We start from the raw sequence: 17,604 nt of genomic DNA, 5'->3' as shown, positions 1-17,604 counted from the left end.
TCCAAAGCTTGAGGTGATTTAAAGGTATCGCCAACCCCATCAGGAGCGGCAAATGCCAGGGTCAGCCAGGGATGAGGGATGTTTCAGTCCGCCAGCACCCGGGGCGAAGGGAAGGTGATTTCCACCAGCGTCCCCTCGTTGGGTGTCGAGGAAATCGCAAACTGAGCACGGTTTGCATCCACCATGGCCTTGGTCAGCGGCAGACCAAGACCTGTCCCGTCGCCACGATTGCGCGGTGTACCAGTCGAGACCTGGCGGAACGGCTTCATTGCCTGCTCCAGCTCGGTGCGCGACATGCCGATGCCGGTATCACGGATCCGCAAAACGACGCTGCCATTGGGCTCATAAGAGGATGAAACGATGATCTGGCCTCCCGACGGTGTAAACCGGATCGCGTTGGCAAGAATGTTCAGCACGATCTGCTTGATCGAGCGATCATCCGCCACAACGCTCGGAACCGCCTGAGAGAGGGCGGTGCGAATGATCACGCGCTGGCTATTGGCCTGCGGCTGCACGATCGAAACGGCAGCCTGCACGGTTTCGTTCAAACCGACGGAAGCGAAATCGAGTTCCATCTCGCCGGCTTCGATCTTGGAGATATCGAGCAGGTCGTTGACGATGTCGAGCACATGGCGGCCCGAACGCACGATGTCATGGGCATATTCGCCGTAGCGCGGATGGCCAACTGGCCCGAAGTGCTCGTTGGCCATCATGTCGGCAAAGCCGATGATGGCATTGAGTGGTGTCCGGATTTCGTGGCTGACACGCGCCAGGAAGTCCGTCTTGTGGGCATTGGCCGTCTCGGCCGCGCGCTTTGCGCTGCGCAATTCATCTTCGGTCCGTTTCCACTGGGTGATGTCACGGATGACGGCACAGTAGCCATTGGAGGAATGAAGGCGGCCGATGGTCATGAAGAGCGGCAGGAAACCGCCTGAGGCTTCCCGGCCGATAACCTCTCGGCCATCATTGAGCACGCTCGCGACGCCGTGGCCGGAGAGGCCATTCAGATAATCGAGGATGGACCTCTGGCTCTCATGGGCAAACAGCATCACGAAAGGTTTGCCGCGGGTTTCCATGTCGTCGAAGTTGAACAGGGCGCTGGCTGCCCGGTTCATTGAGCGGATGTCGCCATCGGCATCGAGGATCACCACGCCATCGGTCGCGGTCTCCAGGATCGCCTTCATCTCTTCGACTTCGACCTTGAGACGCGCCAGTTCACCGGATGGGACAGGCTCTTGCGTCATCGCAGTCGGCACGTCGATTGCAGCAGCCGGGGCCGGTGCCGATGGCTCAGCGGCAGAGGCCGGCTGGGCAATCAGCGCAAGCATCAGTGCACTGGCATCGTCGAAGCGCACGGATTGCAGCCGTGCGGTCACCGGCACAATTTTGCCGTCCGCCGTGATCGCCGCCATCGGGCCTGCCTGATCGCCAGCCTCATGCAGATCCTGACGCTGGATGAGCTCATCCAGTCCGCCGGCCTCGTCAAGAGCCGCAAGCGATGTGTAGCCGGTCAGGCTGAAGAATTCCGGGTTGGCATGAATTAGCCGGTCGCCGACATGCACCAGCAGCGCAACGGGCATCAGGTCGACAATATCGGCATTCAGGCTCCGCTCGCGCCGTCCCGTCAAGGTCTCGCTATAGGTAAGCGGCGGCTCGACCACGGATGGCGTCGCCGGCGTCGGCTCGTTGTTGCTCTCATCGGCAGTGTCGGCAACTGCTGCGGGTTTCTCCGCCTCGGCAGGCTCGACGGCCTCGGACTGAGGCTCAGGCTTGTTTTCTGGCTTTGCGGGCGAAACCGACGGCGTCTCAGGCCGAGCGGCTTCTCTCAGCGCAGGAGGCTCTGACGCAGCCGGCGTCAAAGAGGCCTGGACGCGGGCTCTAAGGCCAAGCGGATCGAGCTTGCGCCCGATCTCGCGGAAAGCCGCCTGTTCGCCAGGCGTCAGCCGATCCTTGTCGCGCCGATGCGGATCAAGCTGCACGATCTTGTCGGCTGGCTTGTGCCTGTCAGGCTCCATGAAGCGGATGACGGGCGGTTCAAACCTCAACACATCCTCTGATGCGGCTGAGCCTGTATCGGGACCATTGTCCGCGGGCGCCTCTGTCTCCGAGACGTCATCGCCTTCCGTGCCATCTTCCTCATCGGTGTCTTCCCCCCAAAGCCGATCCAGCGCCTCAGAGGCTGCTGCCTCCTCTTCCTCGCTGACGTCGTCTGGACCATGATGCTCGCCTGCGGCGAGCTCAAACAGGAATTCTTCAAGATCCTCTTCCGCCGTCGTCTCTTCGACCATGTCAGCGGCTGCCGTGGCATTTGCGACAAAGGTCATCCCGGTGGCATTGGGGTCCTCGATGGCATCGGCAACGCGCACGATCCCGAAGCCGCGAAAGCCGTCGAAATCACGGTTGCGCGTATAGGTCGGCAGGGCGGCCAGGTCGACCGGAACCACCAGGCGCGTGCCTTCGACCGGCCAATAAATCGTCTTGCCCGACCAGGTGTCGCGCTTCTTCAGAAGTTCGGTGATCCGGCCATCGGGGTCGAGGTTGAAGAGGGCTGCGAGATCGGAAAAGGCAACGCCATTGATGTCGGACGCCCGCGGGCCGACTGCCTGGGCAAATTCCGGCGAGACTTCGCTGAAGCGTCCGCTCTCATCGATCTTCCAGACGAAGCGGATGGCGCGACGGTCTCGGTCAAAGACGAAACGATTGGCGTCACTCTCATCGCGCGGGGAGGGCACGGTCGGCTGCGGTTCGACAGTCGGTGCAGCGGCCACGGTCTCCGGCTGAAGTGCGCTCAAGTCCTCATCGCCGTCATCAATTGCGTCGAGATCGTCGTCATCATCCCAATCGTCAGGATTTTCGTCGTCATGCTCGTCGACCGCAATGGCGTCAATCAGCGACATCCGGTCGTCTGTAGGGGGCACATCCTCCGACGGCGAGCTGTCGACGGGCATTTCAGCATCGTCATCCGGAACCTCATCGGTCCAGTCGGACACAGTTTCGGCGTCGGCTGCAGTCTCTGCAAGATCGATCGTGTCGGGATCTTCCAACACGTCATCGGCCTGCGGCTCCTCATCTCCCAATGCCTCGACCGATGCTGCAGTATCGAGGGCAGCCGCCGGCGGCGTGGCCTTCACCGGTTCATCAGCGGTCGTGTCCATCTCGCCATGGAGGTCGACCGTGAACAGGAGATGGATCGGAGGCTCATCGGAGATCCGGCCAATTGCGGTTGGAAGATGTCCCCGTCCGGTCGCGATCGGGCGCTTGATCAGGCGCGTCGGGTCCAGCGAGACCTGCGCGACGAGGTCGCGTAGCACCGAATCAGCGATGCCGAGGTCGGTGAACTCTGAGGAGGCGGCAACAATTGCACCTTGGCCGTCGAGAACGGCCATATGCGTATCGGGGTCATCAAAGCCGACCATCAGGTCGTGCGCCAGCGCCCGGCTGCCGGGTTTTGCCTCCGCTAAGGGCAGTGCCAACAGCACCAGGTCTTCACCCCTGACCGCGAGGCGTTCGACGCTTGCCTGCAGCGGCACCGTGCGAAAACCGGACGTGACGCGCAGCATCAGGCCCCGACGATCTCCCGAGGCGTTCAGAGGCCTTGCCGCAGCGGCGATCTGGCGGAAGCTCAGATCGCTGCGGTTGGGACCCGCTTCAAGGAAATCATAGATGGAGGGCTGGCCGAAAAAGCGCGCACCCTGGCCATTGCACCACACCACTCTTTGCAGGTCGGCGGTGAACAGAACCAGCGCTTCGCCGCGCGCAAGGCGCGGGCGAATGAGGTCATGCACGGCCACATCGATGAAGGGGTATTGAGCGGGCATTGCCAAACCTGTCGCTTGCGGGCAGTCGAACCAAATTAACAGATTTTTAATAGCTAGACAGACCCCAGGGGTCCATAAAACCCCCGCCCTTTCATTGGATAAGGTTAATTCCGCAGAGTTTCCCACATGCGTTTTTTCTTATTGTGCACTGCACAATGATATTGCAATGCACAATTGGCGATGTTATATAGACGTCATCCCAGAAACCAAAGGGTCCGCTCAGGCCCATCCATGATGAGGAAATGCGCAATGACCACTAAGGACATCTTCTCCTTCTCCACGTTTGATCCGTCCAAGATGCAGGAAAGCTTCCGCGATTTCGCCGAGAAGGGCGCTGCCCAGTCGAAGGAAGCCTATTCCAAGCTGAAGTCGGCCACGGAAGACGCAACGCGTACCGTTGAAGCCACCGTGCAGACCGCGCAGGCCGGCAGCGTTGAACTTGGCCTGAAGGCCATCGATGCACTGCGGACCAATGCCGATCTCTCGCTTTCCCACATGGAAGCGCTTCTCGGCGTGAAGTCGGTCGCCGAACTGGTTGAGCTGCAGACCTCCTTCATCCGCAAGCAGGCTGAAGTGACGATGGAGCAGGCCAAGGCGATCCAGGAAACGGTCAAGAAGGTTGCTGAAACCGTGACCAAGCCTGGCAAGGACGCTGCTGAAAAGGCCATGTCGTCCTTCAAGGCCGCTTGAGGATCGTCGACGGCAATTCCCGATCAGTAAGAGGGTCGGCCCTTTAAGGGCCGGCCCTTTTCACATCCGCTGCAAAAAGGGCTTGAATTCTTCGGCCAGTGCTCGTATGTGACCCCAACGTCTCCACGAGGCGCTTTGTGCGGTTGTAGCTCAGTTGGTTAGAGCGCAGGTTTGTGGCACCTGAGGTCGGTGGTTCGACCCCACTCAACCGTACCACTCTCCCCTTCTTGAAAGTCTTGCTTTGTATTGGACTTCCAAGGAGGGGAGAGTGAATTCTCCCTATTTGAAGATGTAGTGCTTCTGCAGCCCGAAGTTGGCAAAGGTCATCATCAGCACGGTCAGGCAATAGGCGAGGAAGAAATTGCCCGTCAGGTAGTTTGCGCCAAAGAACAGGATCTGCCCGATCAGGAACGTGAAGGCCTTGGTGATGTGGAAGCGCAGCCATGTGCCGGCAAGTGCCGTGAACGTGCCGGCCTTCTTCCAGGTGAAGAAGTGGTTCAGCAGATAATTCATCTCGATCGCAATCACCGAAGAGATCGCGAAAATCGTCTGGTCGGCAAGCGGTGTCGTCAGGCGCAGCCAGGCGGAGAGGGCTGCCGGGACGACAAGCGACGTGGTTCCAACGATGGCGAAGCGGACCACCTTCTGGTCAAGCATGGCCTTCATTCGGTTCACCGCGCCACGCGCGTGGCTGGGAGCCAGATCTCGATGTTCCATTTCCAATCACTGTCCTTGTAGATCTGTTTGTAGCGTGTCGCGAGCTTGTCGCTCCAGGCCTCGCTGACCGGTGGTTTGTAGGAGCGGCTGCTGAGCAGCACCACCGCGCCGATGTCGTCTTGATTGAGCAGTTTAAGCTCGCGATTATGGGCAAGCCGGATGTCACGAAACCCGTCAATCTCGCCCGCAAGGCAGGCAAGCGGCTCTTCCGTCAGGATGATCCGGCCTTTCAGGGTGTCGTGGTAGGTGCGATAGAAGTTCGTCAGCACGCTATCGTCCCACTGCACCCGCATCGCGAAACTGGTGGCATTGCCGACAAGGAACAGGGTCAGGAGGCCGGCTGCCACGTAGCGCCATTTCCGCACCCGGTAGAGGTTCATCAGGAAGACCCCGACGGTGAAGGTCGCCGGAATGAAGATCAGGAAATAGTAGTGCGGATTGCGCAGCTTGATCGCCAACAGGCTGATGAAGGCGCCGAGCAGCCAGGTGTTCAAGACCAGCAGCCCCACATCGCGGCGGCTGGAGAGGAAGACCTGCTGGGCCTTACACCAATAGACGATGAAGCCCGCGCGCAGATAGGTGAAGCCAGCAACGGCCAGCCCGAGGAGCGTGGCCAGAATGCTTGGCCAGAACACGCCATAGGCATCGAGGAAAATGTTGATCGCCTGCTTCAGGTCGAAGTTCACCGATGGTGACTTCTTCTTGCCGACAGCCCGCATCGTGTGGTGGAGCTGCTGATTGATGTAGTCTTCGCCGCCGCGGTAGAGCTGCAGCAAACCATAGAGGACGACCATCAGCGCGATGACGGCGCCGGTGACGATCAGCTGCTTGCGGCGCGACGAGAACAGCAGGAACAGGAGCCCGAGCTGCACGATCTCCCAGGCGCCGATATGCTTGAAGATCACCACCCAGCCGGCAAAGAAGCCGACAAGGATCGCGGAACGGTAGGTGCCGCTCAGGAGGAGCGCCATCAGCGACAGCTGGGTCGCCGCAACCAGCACGAACTGGACGTTCTCAAACCAACCTATCCGCCCGGAAATCATGTTCCACACGTCAACGCAGGCAAACAGCATGCCGACGGAAACAGTCGCCAGCGGGAGTTTCCCGATCCGGTGAAGTCCAACCGCCACAATCGCCATGGCAAATCCCATGAAGAGATTGTTCAGTGCCCGGTTCATCTGAAGGAAATCTTCGCCACTCATGAAGTGGCTAACAGCTCCGGACAAGTAGAAGTAAAAAGGAGGGTGCCACCCGTAGAACTGCCCTTCGCGAGTAATATCAGATACATGTTTAAGTTCAAATTCTTTATTAAGACTCTCGGTGATACAAGCATAGACAGACTCGTCCCACTCAACTCCAGGGAAGTCTGAAGAAATGAGCGAATGAAAGGCAACATAAATACCGACAGTTGCAATTATATATGCAACAACCAATAATTTTTGCTTTCTGAACAAATTTGTGTCAACCCGAGTAATATTAGGCATCTATGTTATGCTAAGTGTTGTCATCGTTACCCGCAATGAGTCTCTTGCCATCCGCGATGTCCTGACTTCCGTTGTCAGAACCTTGTCCACCATTTCCTCGGCGCCGGCCGGTCGCCACGAGATCGTCCTTGTGGACGATTCCGACGACCTGTCGACGGTTGAAGCCGCGCGCGAAGCGCTGTCGAGCGAAACCGGCATCGCCCTCAATCTGATCCATCGCACCCCTCAGGAGCGCGATGGCCTCACCGGCGCGATCCTGCATGGTTTGCGTGTTTCAGCCAACGAGCAGGTCATCGTCATGGATGGCGATGGTCAGCATCCGACGGACATGCTGGTCAATCTGGCCAACCAACTCACCAACAGCTCAGTCGTCTTCGCAAGCCGCTATATTCACATTAATGGAGATGCAGGCTTGTCCCACGCTATCCGTCGCGTGGCTTCGCGCACGATCAACCGCTTTTTGATCGGCACGCTGGGCAAATACATCTGCTGCACGGATCCGCTGTCGGGCTTCTTTGCGGTCGACAAGCGGGCGGTCACGCTTCCGAGCACCTCGCATGGTGGCTGGAAGGCAGGCTTCCTCATCCTGACCCACAATCTGGCCGATCGCCGCGCCCAGCTGAAGTATAGCGAAGTCGGTTTTTCGATCGCGCCGCGCCTTGCGGGGGAATCGAAGCTGTCGCTGCGCACATCCTTCCGCATCCTCTGGGAGCTGCGCTGTGCCGCAAGGATGATTGCGTGAGACCCCGCATCAGCATCGTCGTCCCGACCTTCTCCATCGACCAGCCGCTCGAGCGCAATCTCGAGCGCTGGACCGCCCTGGAGGTCGTCGCAGATATCTCGATTATCCTGGTGGGCGGGCAGGAGGGGGAGGCCGTCTCATCCTCGCTCGCTCGCTATTGTGATCGGGTGCCCTTCGATCGCCCATCGGATTGGGTTGGGCGTGATGCCAATGCCCGCCGTTCCCTGGGGCTTCAGCGCGCCCTTGAACGGCATTCGCCGGATTTCGTGCTGATGACCGACCGCAAGGTTGCCCCCACCCAGGGCGCACTTGATTGCATCGCGCGGTGGATCTGGCTTGCCGATCCGGAATTCCCCGGCGCGCTTGCCGGACACTACCGCGATACGACCCAGCGCTCGAGCCTCTGGGCGAATTTTCTGGCGCGTTATGCCGATCATTCCTTGGTGCGCAAGAACCCGGATTTCGGACAGGAAGGCTATCTGCTGTCGCTCGAAAACGATTGCGAGGGAGATAGCTGGCCGGTTACCGGCGCCTTGATGTTCACGCGGGCCACGGCACGGCTTCTGCATGAGGCCGGCGGTTTTCCGAAGGAGTTCAAGGTTTCCTATGAAGACTATTCCACCGTTCGCCTCTTGATCGAGCGCGGCGTCGAGATCGACTGCCATCCGGGCTTTCTCGTCGAGCATGCCAATCGCAATTCACTGCGCGATTTTGCTCGCGAATATCTGCGCACCGGCTGGGCAGCGGCACAGTTCCGCCGGGCCTTTCCGCAATCGGAGTTCGGCCGCCGCCGCTTGTTTCAGGCGCAGATCTCGATGCTGGCGCTCTTTCTCGGCGCAGTCCTTTTGGTCCTCGCGCCTCTTTACGCTGTCGGACTTGGTGTCCTCGCGCTTGTGGCCTTTGGCCTGTTGAATGCCTGGCGGTCAGGTCTGCCGGAAGCTATGCTGTTCGGGCCCGTATTTGCCATGTGCCTCGTTGCATTCGCTGCAGGCTATGGCCTCTACCTCATTCGACAGGGTAGGCTTGGCTCGTTCGAAGGGCGACTTTTGTTCCAGGCGTAAGCCGCAGCGAAGAGCTCCCGCTTGCGGGCGAGACGGAAACATCCCTGAAGAGCACTTCCGTACCCTTGCGGTTCGGATCCTTGTCGACATCCCACCGATAGACGCCGTGCTTCACATAAACGGCGTCGGCGCCGATGGCGTTGGCGCCCTTGTAGGAAAACACGCGCTTGCCGTTGACGCTGATGGCCACGTTGCCGCGTTTGTTGTCCGCCCAATAGGCGGTGATATCGATATCGTGCCACCGGCCCTTGAGACGGTTGGCCGGGATGATCACCGGCTGGCGACTTTTGGATTGTTTGCTGTCCCAGCGATCGAGCTTGTAGGCATGGTCCATCTTGACCCGGAGATCGCCGCTGTCGCGCAGGAAAAGATCAAGCGCTGGATGTGATCCCGGCACCTTGATCTGAAACACCGTCACACCCATTCCACCACGCGGATGCTCGAATGTATTGGGGAAGTAGATGCGCGCCTTGTAGCGCATGCCGCCTGACGGTTGTTGATTGAGTGGCAGCTTGTCGGCGAGGCTCGTCAGTTCCGCACGCTCGCGATCATGGTCACAGTCGTTGAAGCCATTGCGCTCGCCGCAATCGTTCTTGTCCACATGAAAGCGAAAAATCCCGGCATCCTGCAATTCGACGGAGCGGGCGGGCGTGCCGGCCTCAACGAGAAAGGCGGGCGTGTAGCTGTCAATCGGCAGCGAGGCTGCGGTGAGGCCAACCGCGCCCACGACACCATAGAGGATAAGAGCGTTCCAGTGCAGCGCGCCCATGATCCCCCTTTCGCTTCCGTTTGTCACCGCATGCTGCGGCAAGGCCAACCGTTTGTAACGGCATATTTGTTTGCGCTCACATTAGGCATGAAAAATTGCGCCCGCGCAATCCACCGGAGTGGCTGATGCGCGGGCGATAGGTTTACTGGTTAATCTGCTGGGCTGTCTGGTCGGGGAAATCAGGCGACGGTCTTTACCCAATTGTAAGGGTCGGCAACGCTGCCGCGCTGGATGCCGGTCAGCTGGTTGCGCAGCTTTTCGGTCTCCATACCGGTGCCGGCATTGCCAATGACGAACTCGCCTTCGGGGTGGCGCACGGTGCCGATGGCAGCCACGACGGCGGCGGTGCCGCAGGCAAAGGCCTCGCGCATTTTGCCGCTCTTCGCATCGGCCATCCACTCTTCAAAGGAATAGGGACGCTCGACGACCGTCAGGCCGCTGTCGGTTGCCAGCTGGATGATCGACTTGCGAGTAATGCCCGGCAGGATCGTGCCGGAAAGCGGCGGCGTGACCACCGTATTGTCGTCCATGACGAAGAAGACGTTCATACCGCCGAGTTCTTCGATCCACTTGTGCTCGGCGGCATCGAGGAAGACCACCTGATCGCAACCGCGGCTCGATGCTTCCTTCTGGGCAAGAAGGCTTGCCGCATAATTGCCACCGCATTTGGCCGCACCGGTGCCACCGGGTGCTGCGCGCGTGTAGTGCTCGCTGACCCAGAGCGTCACCGGCTTGCTGCCGCCCTTGAAATAGGGGCCAACCGGCGAGGCAATGACGCAGAAGATGTATTCGCGCGAAGGACGCACACCGAGGAAAGCCTCGCTCGCAAACATGAAGGGCCGCAGATAAAGGCTGCCTTCGCCTTCCGGAACCCACTTGGCGTCAATCTTCACCAGCTCTTCGACCGCCTTGAGGAAGATCTCCTCCGGCAGTTCCGGCATTGCCATGCGCTCGGCGGAGAGATTGAAGCGTCGGGCGTTTTCTTCCGGACGGAAGAGCGTGATTTTGCCGTCGGCCGCCTTGTAGGCCTTCATGCCCTCGAAGATTTCCTGCGCGTAATGCAGAACGCTTGCGGCGGGATCGACCTGAAACGGTTTGCGGGCCGAGACTTCCGCATCGTGCCAGCCTGTATCGACATGCCAGCGCACCACGGCCATGTGATCGCTGAACAGCGTGCCGAAGCCAAGGTTTTCAAATGCCTTGAGCCGATCGGCCTCCGGCATCGACGATGCATTCGGAACGATCTGGAAGTCGAGCATTGCGGAAGTGGTCGTCATGGAGCGCCTGTGCCTGAGCTGTTGCTGGTCTTTGGCTGTCCTTAAGCCTTAAGGGCAGTGACAGCCGGTCGCGTGGTTTGTCCGGTTCCCAAGGGGTTTGTCAACTGAAACCATCGGGAGAAGGCGCGGCAAAACCACGGAAAGTCAAAGCGGATAAGGCGGGGATCAGCCGATCAGCGCTTGCACGAGAAACCAGAGGCCGGTTGCTGCGATTGCCGCGCCAAGCGCCTGGACAAGCTTTCCGCGCAGAATCGGCTTCAAGCCGGCGCCAATTGCAATGCCGATCACGTGAATGACGCCTGTCGACACGACAAAGCCGACGGTAAAGGCGGCAGGATCGGCAGCCCGGGGTGCCAGAATGCCATGCGGCACGCCATGCAGCACGGCAAAGACGGCAATCAGACCAAGCGCGAGCCATTCTGGCGCGCGCCAGGCGGCTGCAATCACCGCGCCAAGGACAAGCACAGAAAGGGCTATGCCGATCTGCACCGGTGCTTCGGGCAAGAGACCCAGCATGCCAAAGACCCCGCCCAAACACATGATCAGCGGAAAGGTCGCCGGCAGGGTCCAGACGGACCGGCCACCCATTTGCGCACCCCAGAGCCCGACGGCAAGCATGGCGAGCAGATGATCAAAGCCGGCAAGCGGATGACCGAAGCCAGACCCGAAGCCGCCAAGCGGACCATCCATCACATGCGCATTTGCTGAAGGGGCAAATGAGAAGGCAGCGATAAAGAACGCGATGATCCGCGCCATGGCAAGTGATCGCCGCATCTGGGATTTAAGGGGTGGCAATGTCATTTTAGGTCCGTCCTCATCTCGCGCCTGTGGCGCAGGGGGCACAGCCGCGATCTACCCTATGCCCATGATCGTGCCCTTGAGAACTGCGTCTAACGTTTTGCACGATTCGGATATAGATAGGCGCCCGATCCGCGGTTTTTCGGAACGCCCTGCAGGTGTCGGCCTTGCGTTCGAACCCGCCAGAACCGCCTTTCCGTGGATGAAAGCAGGAGAATGCCCATGTTGCCACGCCAAATCCTTTCCCGTCTTGCCCTCGCTTCGGCTGTCCTGGTTCTTCCCAAGGTCGCCCTCGCGCATAGCCTGGCCGGCGATGGCGGCGGATTTGTGCATGGATTTCAGCATCCGCTCTATGGCCTTGATCATCTGCTCGCCATGTTCTGCGTTGGTCTCTGGGGCGCGCAGATGGGAGGGCGGTCGGTCTGGCTCCTGCCGATCATCTTTCCGCTGGTCATGGTAGCAGGCGGCATGGCGGGGATCGGCGGCCTGGAGCTGCCGCTCGTCGAGCTCGGCATTGCCCTCTCTGTCATCCTGCTGGGTGCGGCCATCGCCTTTCCCTGGCGTCCGTCGCTCTGGATGGCAACACCCCTTGTCGCCGTTTTCGCCGTCTATCACGGCTATGCGCATGGTGTGGAATTGCCCAATGCGGCCGACCCGACGGATTATGCCATTGGCTTCGTCATCGCGACGGGCCTTATCCACATCGTCGGGCTGGCCGTCGGTCTTGGCCTTTATCGGATGCGTGGCGGAGAAGTTGCGCGGGTGCTCGGCGCCGTGATCAGCCTCGGTGGGGTCTATTTCCTGGTGTCCGCTGCATGAGCATGGATGCCGCGACTGCCCGCGCCGGCTTTCGCCTGGCGTTACCGCTTCTTGTCGGGATGCTGGTCCTGGCGCTTGCAGCCCTGCCACTGCTCAACGACGGCCACCCGGTTGCCGAATGGCCGCTTGCGGCGGTCATAACGCCGGAACGCATGTTGGCACTGATCGGCCTTGGCATCCTGTTCGGTCAGTTTCCGCCGCGCTTTGTCCCTTTCGCAATCGGCGTGATGGTCGCGAGCGGCCTCAGCGCCTACATCGTGCGGGAAGAGATTTTCAAGATCCTGGTCACCCTGCCGACGGCAGCGCCCAATGCCTTTTTCACCGCGCCGGCGGCCGGGCTCGCGGTTGGTTTGGTTCTTGTCCTGCCGCGCAAAGCAAGGCCTTATCTGGCGCCGCCGCTTCTGGCTGTTGCCGGAGCCGCGCTCGTTGTCGGCACGGCACTCGACGATCCGACCCTCCATGCTCTCAGCTATCTTCCGGCAGCCCTCCTCTTTGAAGTCTGGACCGTCTTCGTGGTCATGGGGCTCATAAGGGCTGTCAGCCATCCTTTCGCCGTGACCGCCGGGCAAATCCTGGCCAGCTGGATGATTGCCATCAGCCTGCTCTATGGCGGCGTGCTGATGGTCGATGAGAACAGGACGCAATTGACCCCGCTACCTTTCGCCACCCCACCCGCTGCCGGTGACCATCCCGGCTTTGCCGAAATCCTCGCGGTGATCGATACCGGAAAGGCAAGGGTGACCCCATGAGTTTGTCGTTTTGCAAGCGTTTGGCGCTTGCGGCCGGCCTGCTGCTATCGGCAAGCGGCGCTGAGGCGCATCCGGATATCTCGGCCACGGCCCGTCTGTTGTTCGATTTTGAGGACGGTCGTCTTGTCCGGCTGGTAGAGAGTCTGACATTCGATGAAGCCCGCAGTCGCATTTTGCTACGCGATCATGATGTGAATGATGACGGTGTCTTCAGCCCCGAGGAGCAGGAGGATATGGCGCGCCAGATCAGCGCCGACTTCGGGCGACACGCCTTCTTTCTGGAGATGCGCTCTTCCGGGCGCCTGCAGGTGCTCGGGCGCCCCATCGCTTTCACGGCAAAAAACGAGGGCGGGGCGGTCACTATCGCGATTGCCTTCGCCATGGGCGAGCCGCTTGTCGTTGCCGAGGATAGACCCGTCGAGGTGATGATCCGTGACCGCGATTACACCGTCGCTTTTCGCTATGCCGAAGATCGTCCGGCCCTGACACGGGGCGAAGGCGATTTGACCTGCGACCACAAGCTTGTTGAGCGTCCCGATGACGCCTATTTCGGCGGCCTCATCGTGCCCCGGGCCATCCGGCTCTCCTGCCGCTGAGGACCCGGCCTTAGCTGAAGATCTCGCGGTCGCGTTCCACGGCATCCTGCAGGAACTGCACGACGGCCCGCACGCGGACCAATTCCCGCGCGCTTTCGTGGAAGGTCGTCCAATAGGCGCGCCGGATCGTGACCTCAGGCATGACCCGAACGAGATCGGGATATTGGCGGGCGATATAGCTGTGCAGAATGCCGATGCCAGCGCCGGAGAGCACGGCTTCCGTCTGGCCAATGGCCGACGAGATTTCAAAGCCGGCATTCCAGTCGCGCATCACCTCGCCGGTGAAGTTGAGCGACGGCGTGAAGATCAGATCCTCGACATAGCCGATCCGGCGATGCCCTTTCAGATCCTCGGCGGTCTTGGGCAGGCCGTTTGCATCGACGTAGGTCTTGGAGGCGTAAAGCCCGAGGCTATAGTCGACGAGCTTGGACGAGATCAGGCGGCCCTGGTCGGGACGCTCCAGCGTCACGGCGATATCGGCCTCGCGTTGCGACAGGGAAAAGGAACGCGGAACCGGGACCAGCTGGATCTTGAGGCCGGGATGCTTTTCGATCAGTGCGCCGAGGCGGGAGGCGAGAAAGAAGACGCCGAAGCCGTCAGGCGCGCCGATCCGCACCGTGCCTGCCACTTGCGTGTCGGTGCGCCCGAGCCGCGCCTGCACCTCCAGCATCTCCGTTTCCATGCGCTCGGCCGAGCCGAGGAAGGCTTCACCCTCGGCTGTCAGCTCGCAGCCATTGGTGCGCCGGATGAAGAGCCGCGTCTTCAATGCCGTTTCGAGCGCCGTCAGACGCCGCGAGAGGGTGGCATGGTTGAGGCCCAGCCGCCGCGAGGCCGCAAGGATCTGGCCCGTGCGCGCCACGGCGAGGAAGATCCGTACGTCATCCCAGTTCATCGTGGCGTTCTCCTCCCTTCCGCTGGCGGTGTTCAGGCATCGAATCCCGGCAGGTCGTGGCCGAGATTGAGCATGGACAGCCGATTGTCGAAGTTTGTGGCGATATCGGAAAGCCTCAAGGTGGCAAAGCGCGAGAGCAGAAGTGCTTCTGCATCCCGTCTGGCATCTTCGAGCGCCTCATTGACGGCAAGTTCGACCAGGCAGCCCGGATGGTCGGATGCGCTGACCAGGCAGAAAAGTTCCGGTCGCTCCAGTGCCTCGTAGACATCCAGGAGCGTGATTTCATTAAGCCCTTTGCTCAGCGTCCATCCGCCGCCATGCCCCTTTTCAGATTGCACATAGCCGCGCTCGCGAAGCCCGGCCATCGTCCGGCGCACCACGACGGGATTGGTGTTCAGCATTTTTGCTATCATCTCGGAGGTCGCCGCTTGCTTGCGGCGTCCAAGATGGATCAGCACATGCAGCATTCGCGATAGGCGGCTGTCTCCGCGCATCCGCTCCTCCTCTCGGCTATCCTTTGATGCCTAGCGCAGTCAGGCTCATGCAACAAGTCGAGTTACATCACTTGACGGAAACCTTTCACGTAACTTAATAAGATACATAACTTCAAAAGTTACATGAAAGGAGCACTCCATGGAATATGATGCTATTGTCGTGGGCGGCAGTTTTGCCGGCCTCTCCGCCGCCATGCAGCTGACCCGCACACGCAGACCCGTGCTGTTGATCGATGCCGCGCGCCCGCGCAATCGCTTTGCCGAAGCGTCGCATGGCTTCCTCGGTCAGGATGGTGTGGCTCCCGCTGAAATCCGCCGCCGCGGGCTGGAGCAGCTGGCACGCTATCCCAACTTCGCCCTATTGGAAGGGGAGGCCATGACCGCCGAACGGTGCCTGGGCGGATTCAGGGTCGGAATGGCCGATGGCCGCGTCGTTGAAGCCAAGGTGCTGGTGCTGGCACTCGGCGTCACCGACAGCCTGCCAGACATTCCCGGACTTTCCGAGCGCTGGGGCCGGACCGTGCTGCACTGCCCCTATTGCCACGGCTATGAGATCGGCGGCGGCCCCATCGGCATCCTTGCTTCGTCACCGCTTGCTGCGCATCAAGGGGGCATTCTGCCGGACTGGGGCAAGACGACGATGTTTGTCGAGCCGGGCGTCATTTTCGACGAGGAGCATGAGGCTATGCTAACCGCCCGCGGTGTGACGATCGAAACCGAGCGCGTGGTGGAGCTCCTCGGGGAGGGCACGGCGCTTGAGGCGGTGCGGCTGGCGGATGGCCGGGTCGTGGAAGTCCATGCGCTTTTTGCCCAGTCCAAAGTGTCCATCGCCTCGCCTCTTGCTGCGCAACTCGCTCTCGCGCTCGAGGAGGGGCCGCAGGGCTCCTACATCAAGGTGGAGATGGGATCGACCAGCCTGCCGGGCGTCTTCGCCGCCGGCGATGCCGCAAGCGCCATGCACAATGCCACATTTGCCAGCGCCTCTGGCGTCATGGCGGGTGTCGCCGCCCACCGCGCTTTGACTGACGCATCGCTGTGGACCTGAAGACGACATCGCGCTTCGATTTTTGCACAACGGATGCGTAAATCATGCTGTTGATTTGTGAAAACCGAAGCGCATACTGCCTCCAGAACTATTCAGGAGGAAACCCATGTATCAGGTTGGTCATTTCATCGGCGGCAAGCATGTCGCCGGCACCTCGGGTCGCAAGCAGGGCATCTACAATCCGGCCACCGGCGAAGTACAGGGCGAAGTCTCGCTCGCCAGCGCCGAGGAACTGAACGCAGCTGTCGAGAATGCCAAGGCGGCCCAGGCCAAGTGGGCCGCCACCAACCCGCAGCGCCGCGCCCGCGTCTTCATGAAGTTCGTCCAGCTTCTGAACGACAACATGGACAGCCTTGCTGAAACCCTGTCGCGCGAACACGGCAAGACGATCGAAGATGCCAAGGGCGATATCGTCCGCGGTCTCGAAGTCTGCGAATTCGTCATCGGCATCCCGCATCTGTCGAAGAGCGAGTTTACCGAAGGTGCCGGCCCGAACATCGACATGTATTCGATCCGCCAGCCCGTCGGCATCGGCGCCGGCATCACGCCGTTCAACTTCCCGGCCATGATCCCGATGTGGATGTTTGCCCCGGCGATTGCCTGCGGTAACGCCTTCATCCTGAAGCCCTCGGAGCGCGATCCCTCCGTTCCGATCCGCCTTGCCGAACTGATGATCGAGGCAGGCCTTCCCGCCGGCATCCTCAACGTCGTCAACGGCGACAAGTCAGCCGTCGATGGCATCCTCACGCATCCCGATATCTCGGCTGTCTCCTTCGTCGGCTCGACCCCGATCGCCCGCTACGTCTATGGAACGGCTGCTATGAACGGCAAGCGCGCCCAGTGCTTCGGCGGCGCCAAGAACCACATGATCATCATGCCGGATGCCGATCTCGACCAGGCCGCCCAGGCGCTGATGGGTGCCGGCTACGGCTCGGCCGGCGAGCGCTGCATGGCGATCTCGGTCGCCGTTCCGGTCGGTGAGGAAACCGCCAACCGCCTGATCGAAAAGCTCACCCCCATGGTCGAAAGCCTGCGCATCGGCCCCTACACCGATGACAAGGCCGATCTCGGCCCCGTCGTCACCAAGGAAGCCCAGGCGCGCATCAAGGGCCTGATCGACAGCGGCGTCGAAGCCGGCGCCAAGCTCGTGGTCGATGGCCGCGACTTCAAGCTGCAGGGCTACGAGAACGGCTATTTCGTCGGCGGCTGCCTGTTCGACCACGTCACGCCTGATATGGACATCTACAAGACCGAAATCTTCGGTCCTGTCCTCTCGGTCGTCCGCGCCAAGACCTACGAGGAAGCCCTCGACCTGCCGATGAAGCATGAATACGGTAACGGCGTTGCCATCTACACCCGTGATGGCGATGCCGCCCGCGACTTTGCCTCGCGCATCAACATCGGCATGGTCGGCATCAACGTGCCGATCCCGGTTCCGCTCGCCTACCACTCCTTCGGCGGCTGGAAGTCCTCGTCCTTCGGCGATCTCAACCAGCACGGCACGGACTCGATCAAGTTCTGGACCCGTACCAAGACGGTTACGAGCCGCTGGCCGTCCGGCATCAAGGACGGCGCCGAATTCGTCATGCCGACGATGAAATGATGCCGGACGATTGCCTGTTTCGACGTCCTCGCGGCACTTCGTTTGCTGCG

Annotated in this window: 16 protein-coding genes and 1 tRNA gene; 9 read left to right on the top strand and 8 right to left on the bottom strand. The window is 60.7% G+C overall.

The annotated features are described in order from the left end of the window. Positions 1-83: 83 nt before the first annotated feature. Positions 84-3,818 carry an ATP-binding protein gene (locus FAA97_RS06555; RefSeq protein ID WP_136597748.1) on the bottom strand — a complete coding sequence of 1,245 codons (3,735 nt, stop codon included), beginning with the start codon at positions 3,816-3,818 and terminating at the stop codon, positions 84-86. Between the two features lie 249 nt (positions 3,819-4,067). On the opposite strand from FAA97_RS06555, the gene FAA97_RS06550 reads away from it, so the two are divergent. Then, complete coding sequence (locus FAA97_RS06550; protein ID WP_136597747.1) at positions 4,068-4,508, top strand: phasin; 441 nt, start codon at positions 4,068-4,070, stop codon at positions 4,506-4,508. 139 nt (positions 4,509-4,647) lie between these two features. Next, positions 4,648-4,724 (top strand) — tRNA-His (locus tag FAA97_RS06545). 63 nt (positions 4,725-4,787) lie between these two features. On the opposite strand, the gene FAA97_RS06540 is transcribed toward FAA97_RS06545, so the two are convergent. After that, the gene (locus FAA97_RS06540) at positions 4,788-5,174 is read right to left on the bottom strand and encodes a GtrA family protein (RefSeq protein ID WP_168800949.1); all 387 of its coding nucleotides are present in this window, start codon (positions 5,172-5,174) and stop codon (positions 4,788-4,790) included. A gap of 5 nt (positions 5,175-5,179) precedes the next feature. Next, a complete protein-coding gene (locus FAA97_RS06535) occupies positions 5,180-6,427 on the bottom strand; it encodes a hypothetical protein (protein ID WP_136597745.1) in 1,248 nt (415 codons plus the stop codon). A 289-nt stretch (positions 6,428-6,716) separates the two neighbouring features. Between FAA97_RS06535 and FAA97_RS06530 the strand changes: the two genes are divergently transcribed. Then, positions 6,717-7,451: a glycosyltransferase gene (locus FAA97_RS06530; protein WP_136597744.1), complete on the top strand. Its 735-nt coding sequence runs from the start codon at positions 6,717-6,719 to the stop codon at positions 7,449-7,451. Continuing rightward, a complete protein-coding gene (locus tag FAA97_RS06525; protein ID WP_168800948.1) occupies positions 7,448-8,512 on the top strand; it encodes a glycosyltransferase family 2 protein in 1,065 nt (354 codons plus the stop codon). Before FAA97_RS06530 ends, FAA97_RS06525 begins: the two co-directional genes overlap by 4 nt. Here FAA97_RS06525 and FAA97_RS06520 read toward each other — a convergent pair. From FAA97_RS06520 to FAA97_RS06510, 3 genes are all read right to left on the bottom strand, one after another. Continuing rightward, positions 8,457-9,281, bottom strand: a complete 825-nt coding sequence (locus tag FAA97_RS06520; protein WP_136597742.1) for a heparin lyase I family protein — start codon at positions 9,279-9,281, stop codon at positions 8,457-8,459. The two genes, FAA97_RS06525 and FAA97_RS06520, sit on opposite strands and share 56 nt — an antisense overlap. 179 nt (positions 9,282-9,460) lie before the next feature. Then, positions 9,461-10,558: a branched-chain amino acid aminotransferase gene (locus tag FAA97_RS06515; protein WP_136597741.1), complete on the bottom strand. Its 1,098-nt coding sequence runs from the start codon at positions 10,556-10,558 to the stop codon at positions 9,461-9,463. Positions 10,559-10,723: 165 nt separating this feature from the next. Then, a complete protein-coding gene (locus FAA97_RS06510) occupies positions 10,724-11,359 on the bottom strand; it encodes a HupE/UreJ family protein (RefSeq protein WP_246041359.1) in 636 nt (211 codons plus the stop codon). 219 nt (positions 11,360-11,578) lie between these two features. Here FAA97_RS06510 and FAA97_RS06505 point away from each other — a divergent pair, with 219 nt between their 5' ends. Genes FAA97_RS06505 through FAA97_RS06495 form a run of 3 tightly spaced genes read left to right on the top strand, consistent with a single transcriptional unit; the run spans position 11,579 to position 13,520 of the window. Beyond that, positions 11,579-12,175, top strand: a complete 597-nt coding sequence (locus tag FAA97_RS06505; RefSeq protein ID WP_206109978.1) for a HupE/UreJ family protein — start codon at positions 11,579-11,581, stop codon at positions 12,173-12,175. Further along, a complete protein-coding gene (locus tag FAA97_RS06500) occupies positions 12,172-12,924 on the top strand; it encodes a hypothetical protein (RefSeq protein WP_136597739.1) in 753 nt (250 codons plus the stop codon). The genes FAA97_RS06505 and FAA97_RS06500 overlap by 4 nt, the downstream gene beginning before the upstream one ends. Further along, positions 12,921-13,520, top strand: coding sequence for a DUF1007 family protein (locus FAA97_RS06495; RefSeq protein WP_136597738.1), 600 nt, complete (start codon positions 12,921-12,923; stop codon positions 13,518-13,520). The genes FAA97_RS06500 and FAA97_RS06495 overlap by 4 nt, the downstream gene beginning before the upstream one ends. 10 nt (positions 13,521-13,530) lie before the next feature. Here FAA97_RS06495 and FAA97_RS06490 read toward each other — a convergent pair whose 3' ends face one another. Together FAA97_RS06490 and FAA97_RS06485 are read right to left on the bottom strand one after the other, a co-directional pair. Continuing rightward, positions 13,531-14,412, bottom strand: a complete 882-nt coding sequence (locus FAA97_RS06490) for a LysR family transcriptional regulator (protein WP_136597737.1) — start codon at positions 14,410-14,412, stop codon at positions 13,531-13,533. A gap of 32 nt (positions 14,413-14,444) precedes the next feature. Continuing rightward, positions 14,445-14,906 carry an Rrf2 family transcriptional regulator gene (locus tag FAA97_RS06485; protein ID WP_136597736.1) on the bottom strand — a complete coding sequence of 154 codons (462 nt, stop codon included), beginning with the start codon at positions 14,904-14,906 and terminating at the stop codon, positions 14,445-14,447. A 139-nt stretch (positions 14,907-15,045) separates the two neighbouring features. Here FAA97_RS06485 and FAA97_RS06480 point away from each other — a divergent pair, with 139 nt between their 5' ends. Continuing rightward, complete coding sequence (locus FAA97_RS06480) at positions 15,046-15,951, top strand: NAD(P)/FAD-dependent oxidoreductase (protein WP_136597735.1); 906 nt, start codon at positions 15,046-15,048, stop codon at positions 15,949-15,951. 106 nt (positions 15,952-16,057) lie between these two features. Then, positions 16,058-17,554, top strand: coding sequence for a CoA-acylating methylmalonate-semialdehyde dehydrogenase (locus FAA97_RS06475; RefSeq protein ID WP_136597734.1), 1,497 nt, complete (start codon positions 16,058-16,060; stop codon positions 17,552-17,554). Positions 17,555-17,604: the final 50 nt, after the last annotated feature.

It is taken from the genome of Peteryoungia ipomoeae (genome assembly GCF_004912165.1).
Classification (GTDB): Bacteria; Pseudomonadota; Alphaproteobacteria; order Rhizobiales; family Rhizobiaceae; genus Allorhizobium; species Allorhizobium ipomoeae.
This window is presented reverse-complemented; position numbering and strand designations above follow the sequence as displayed.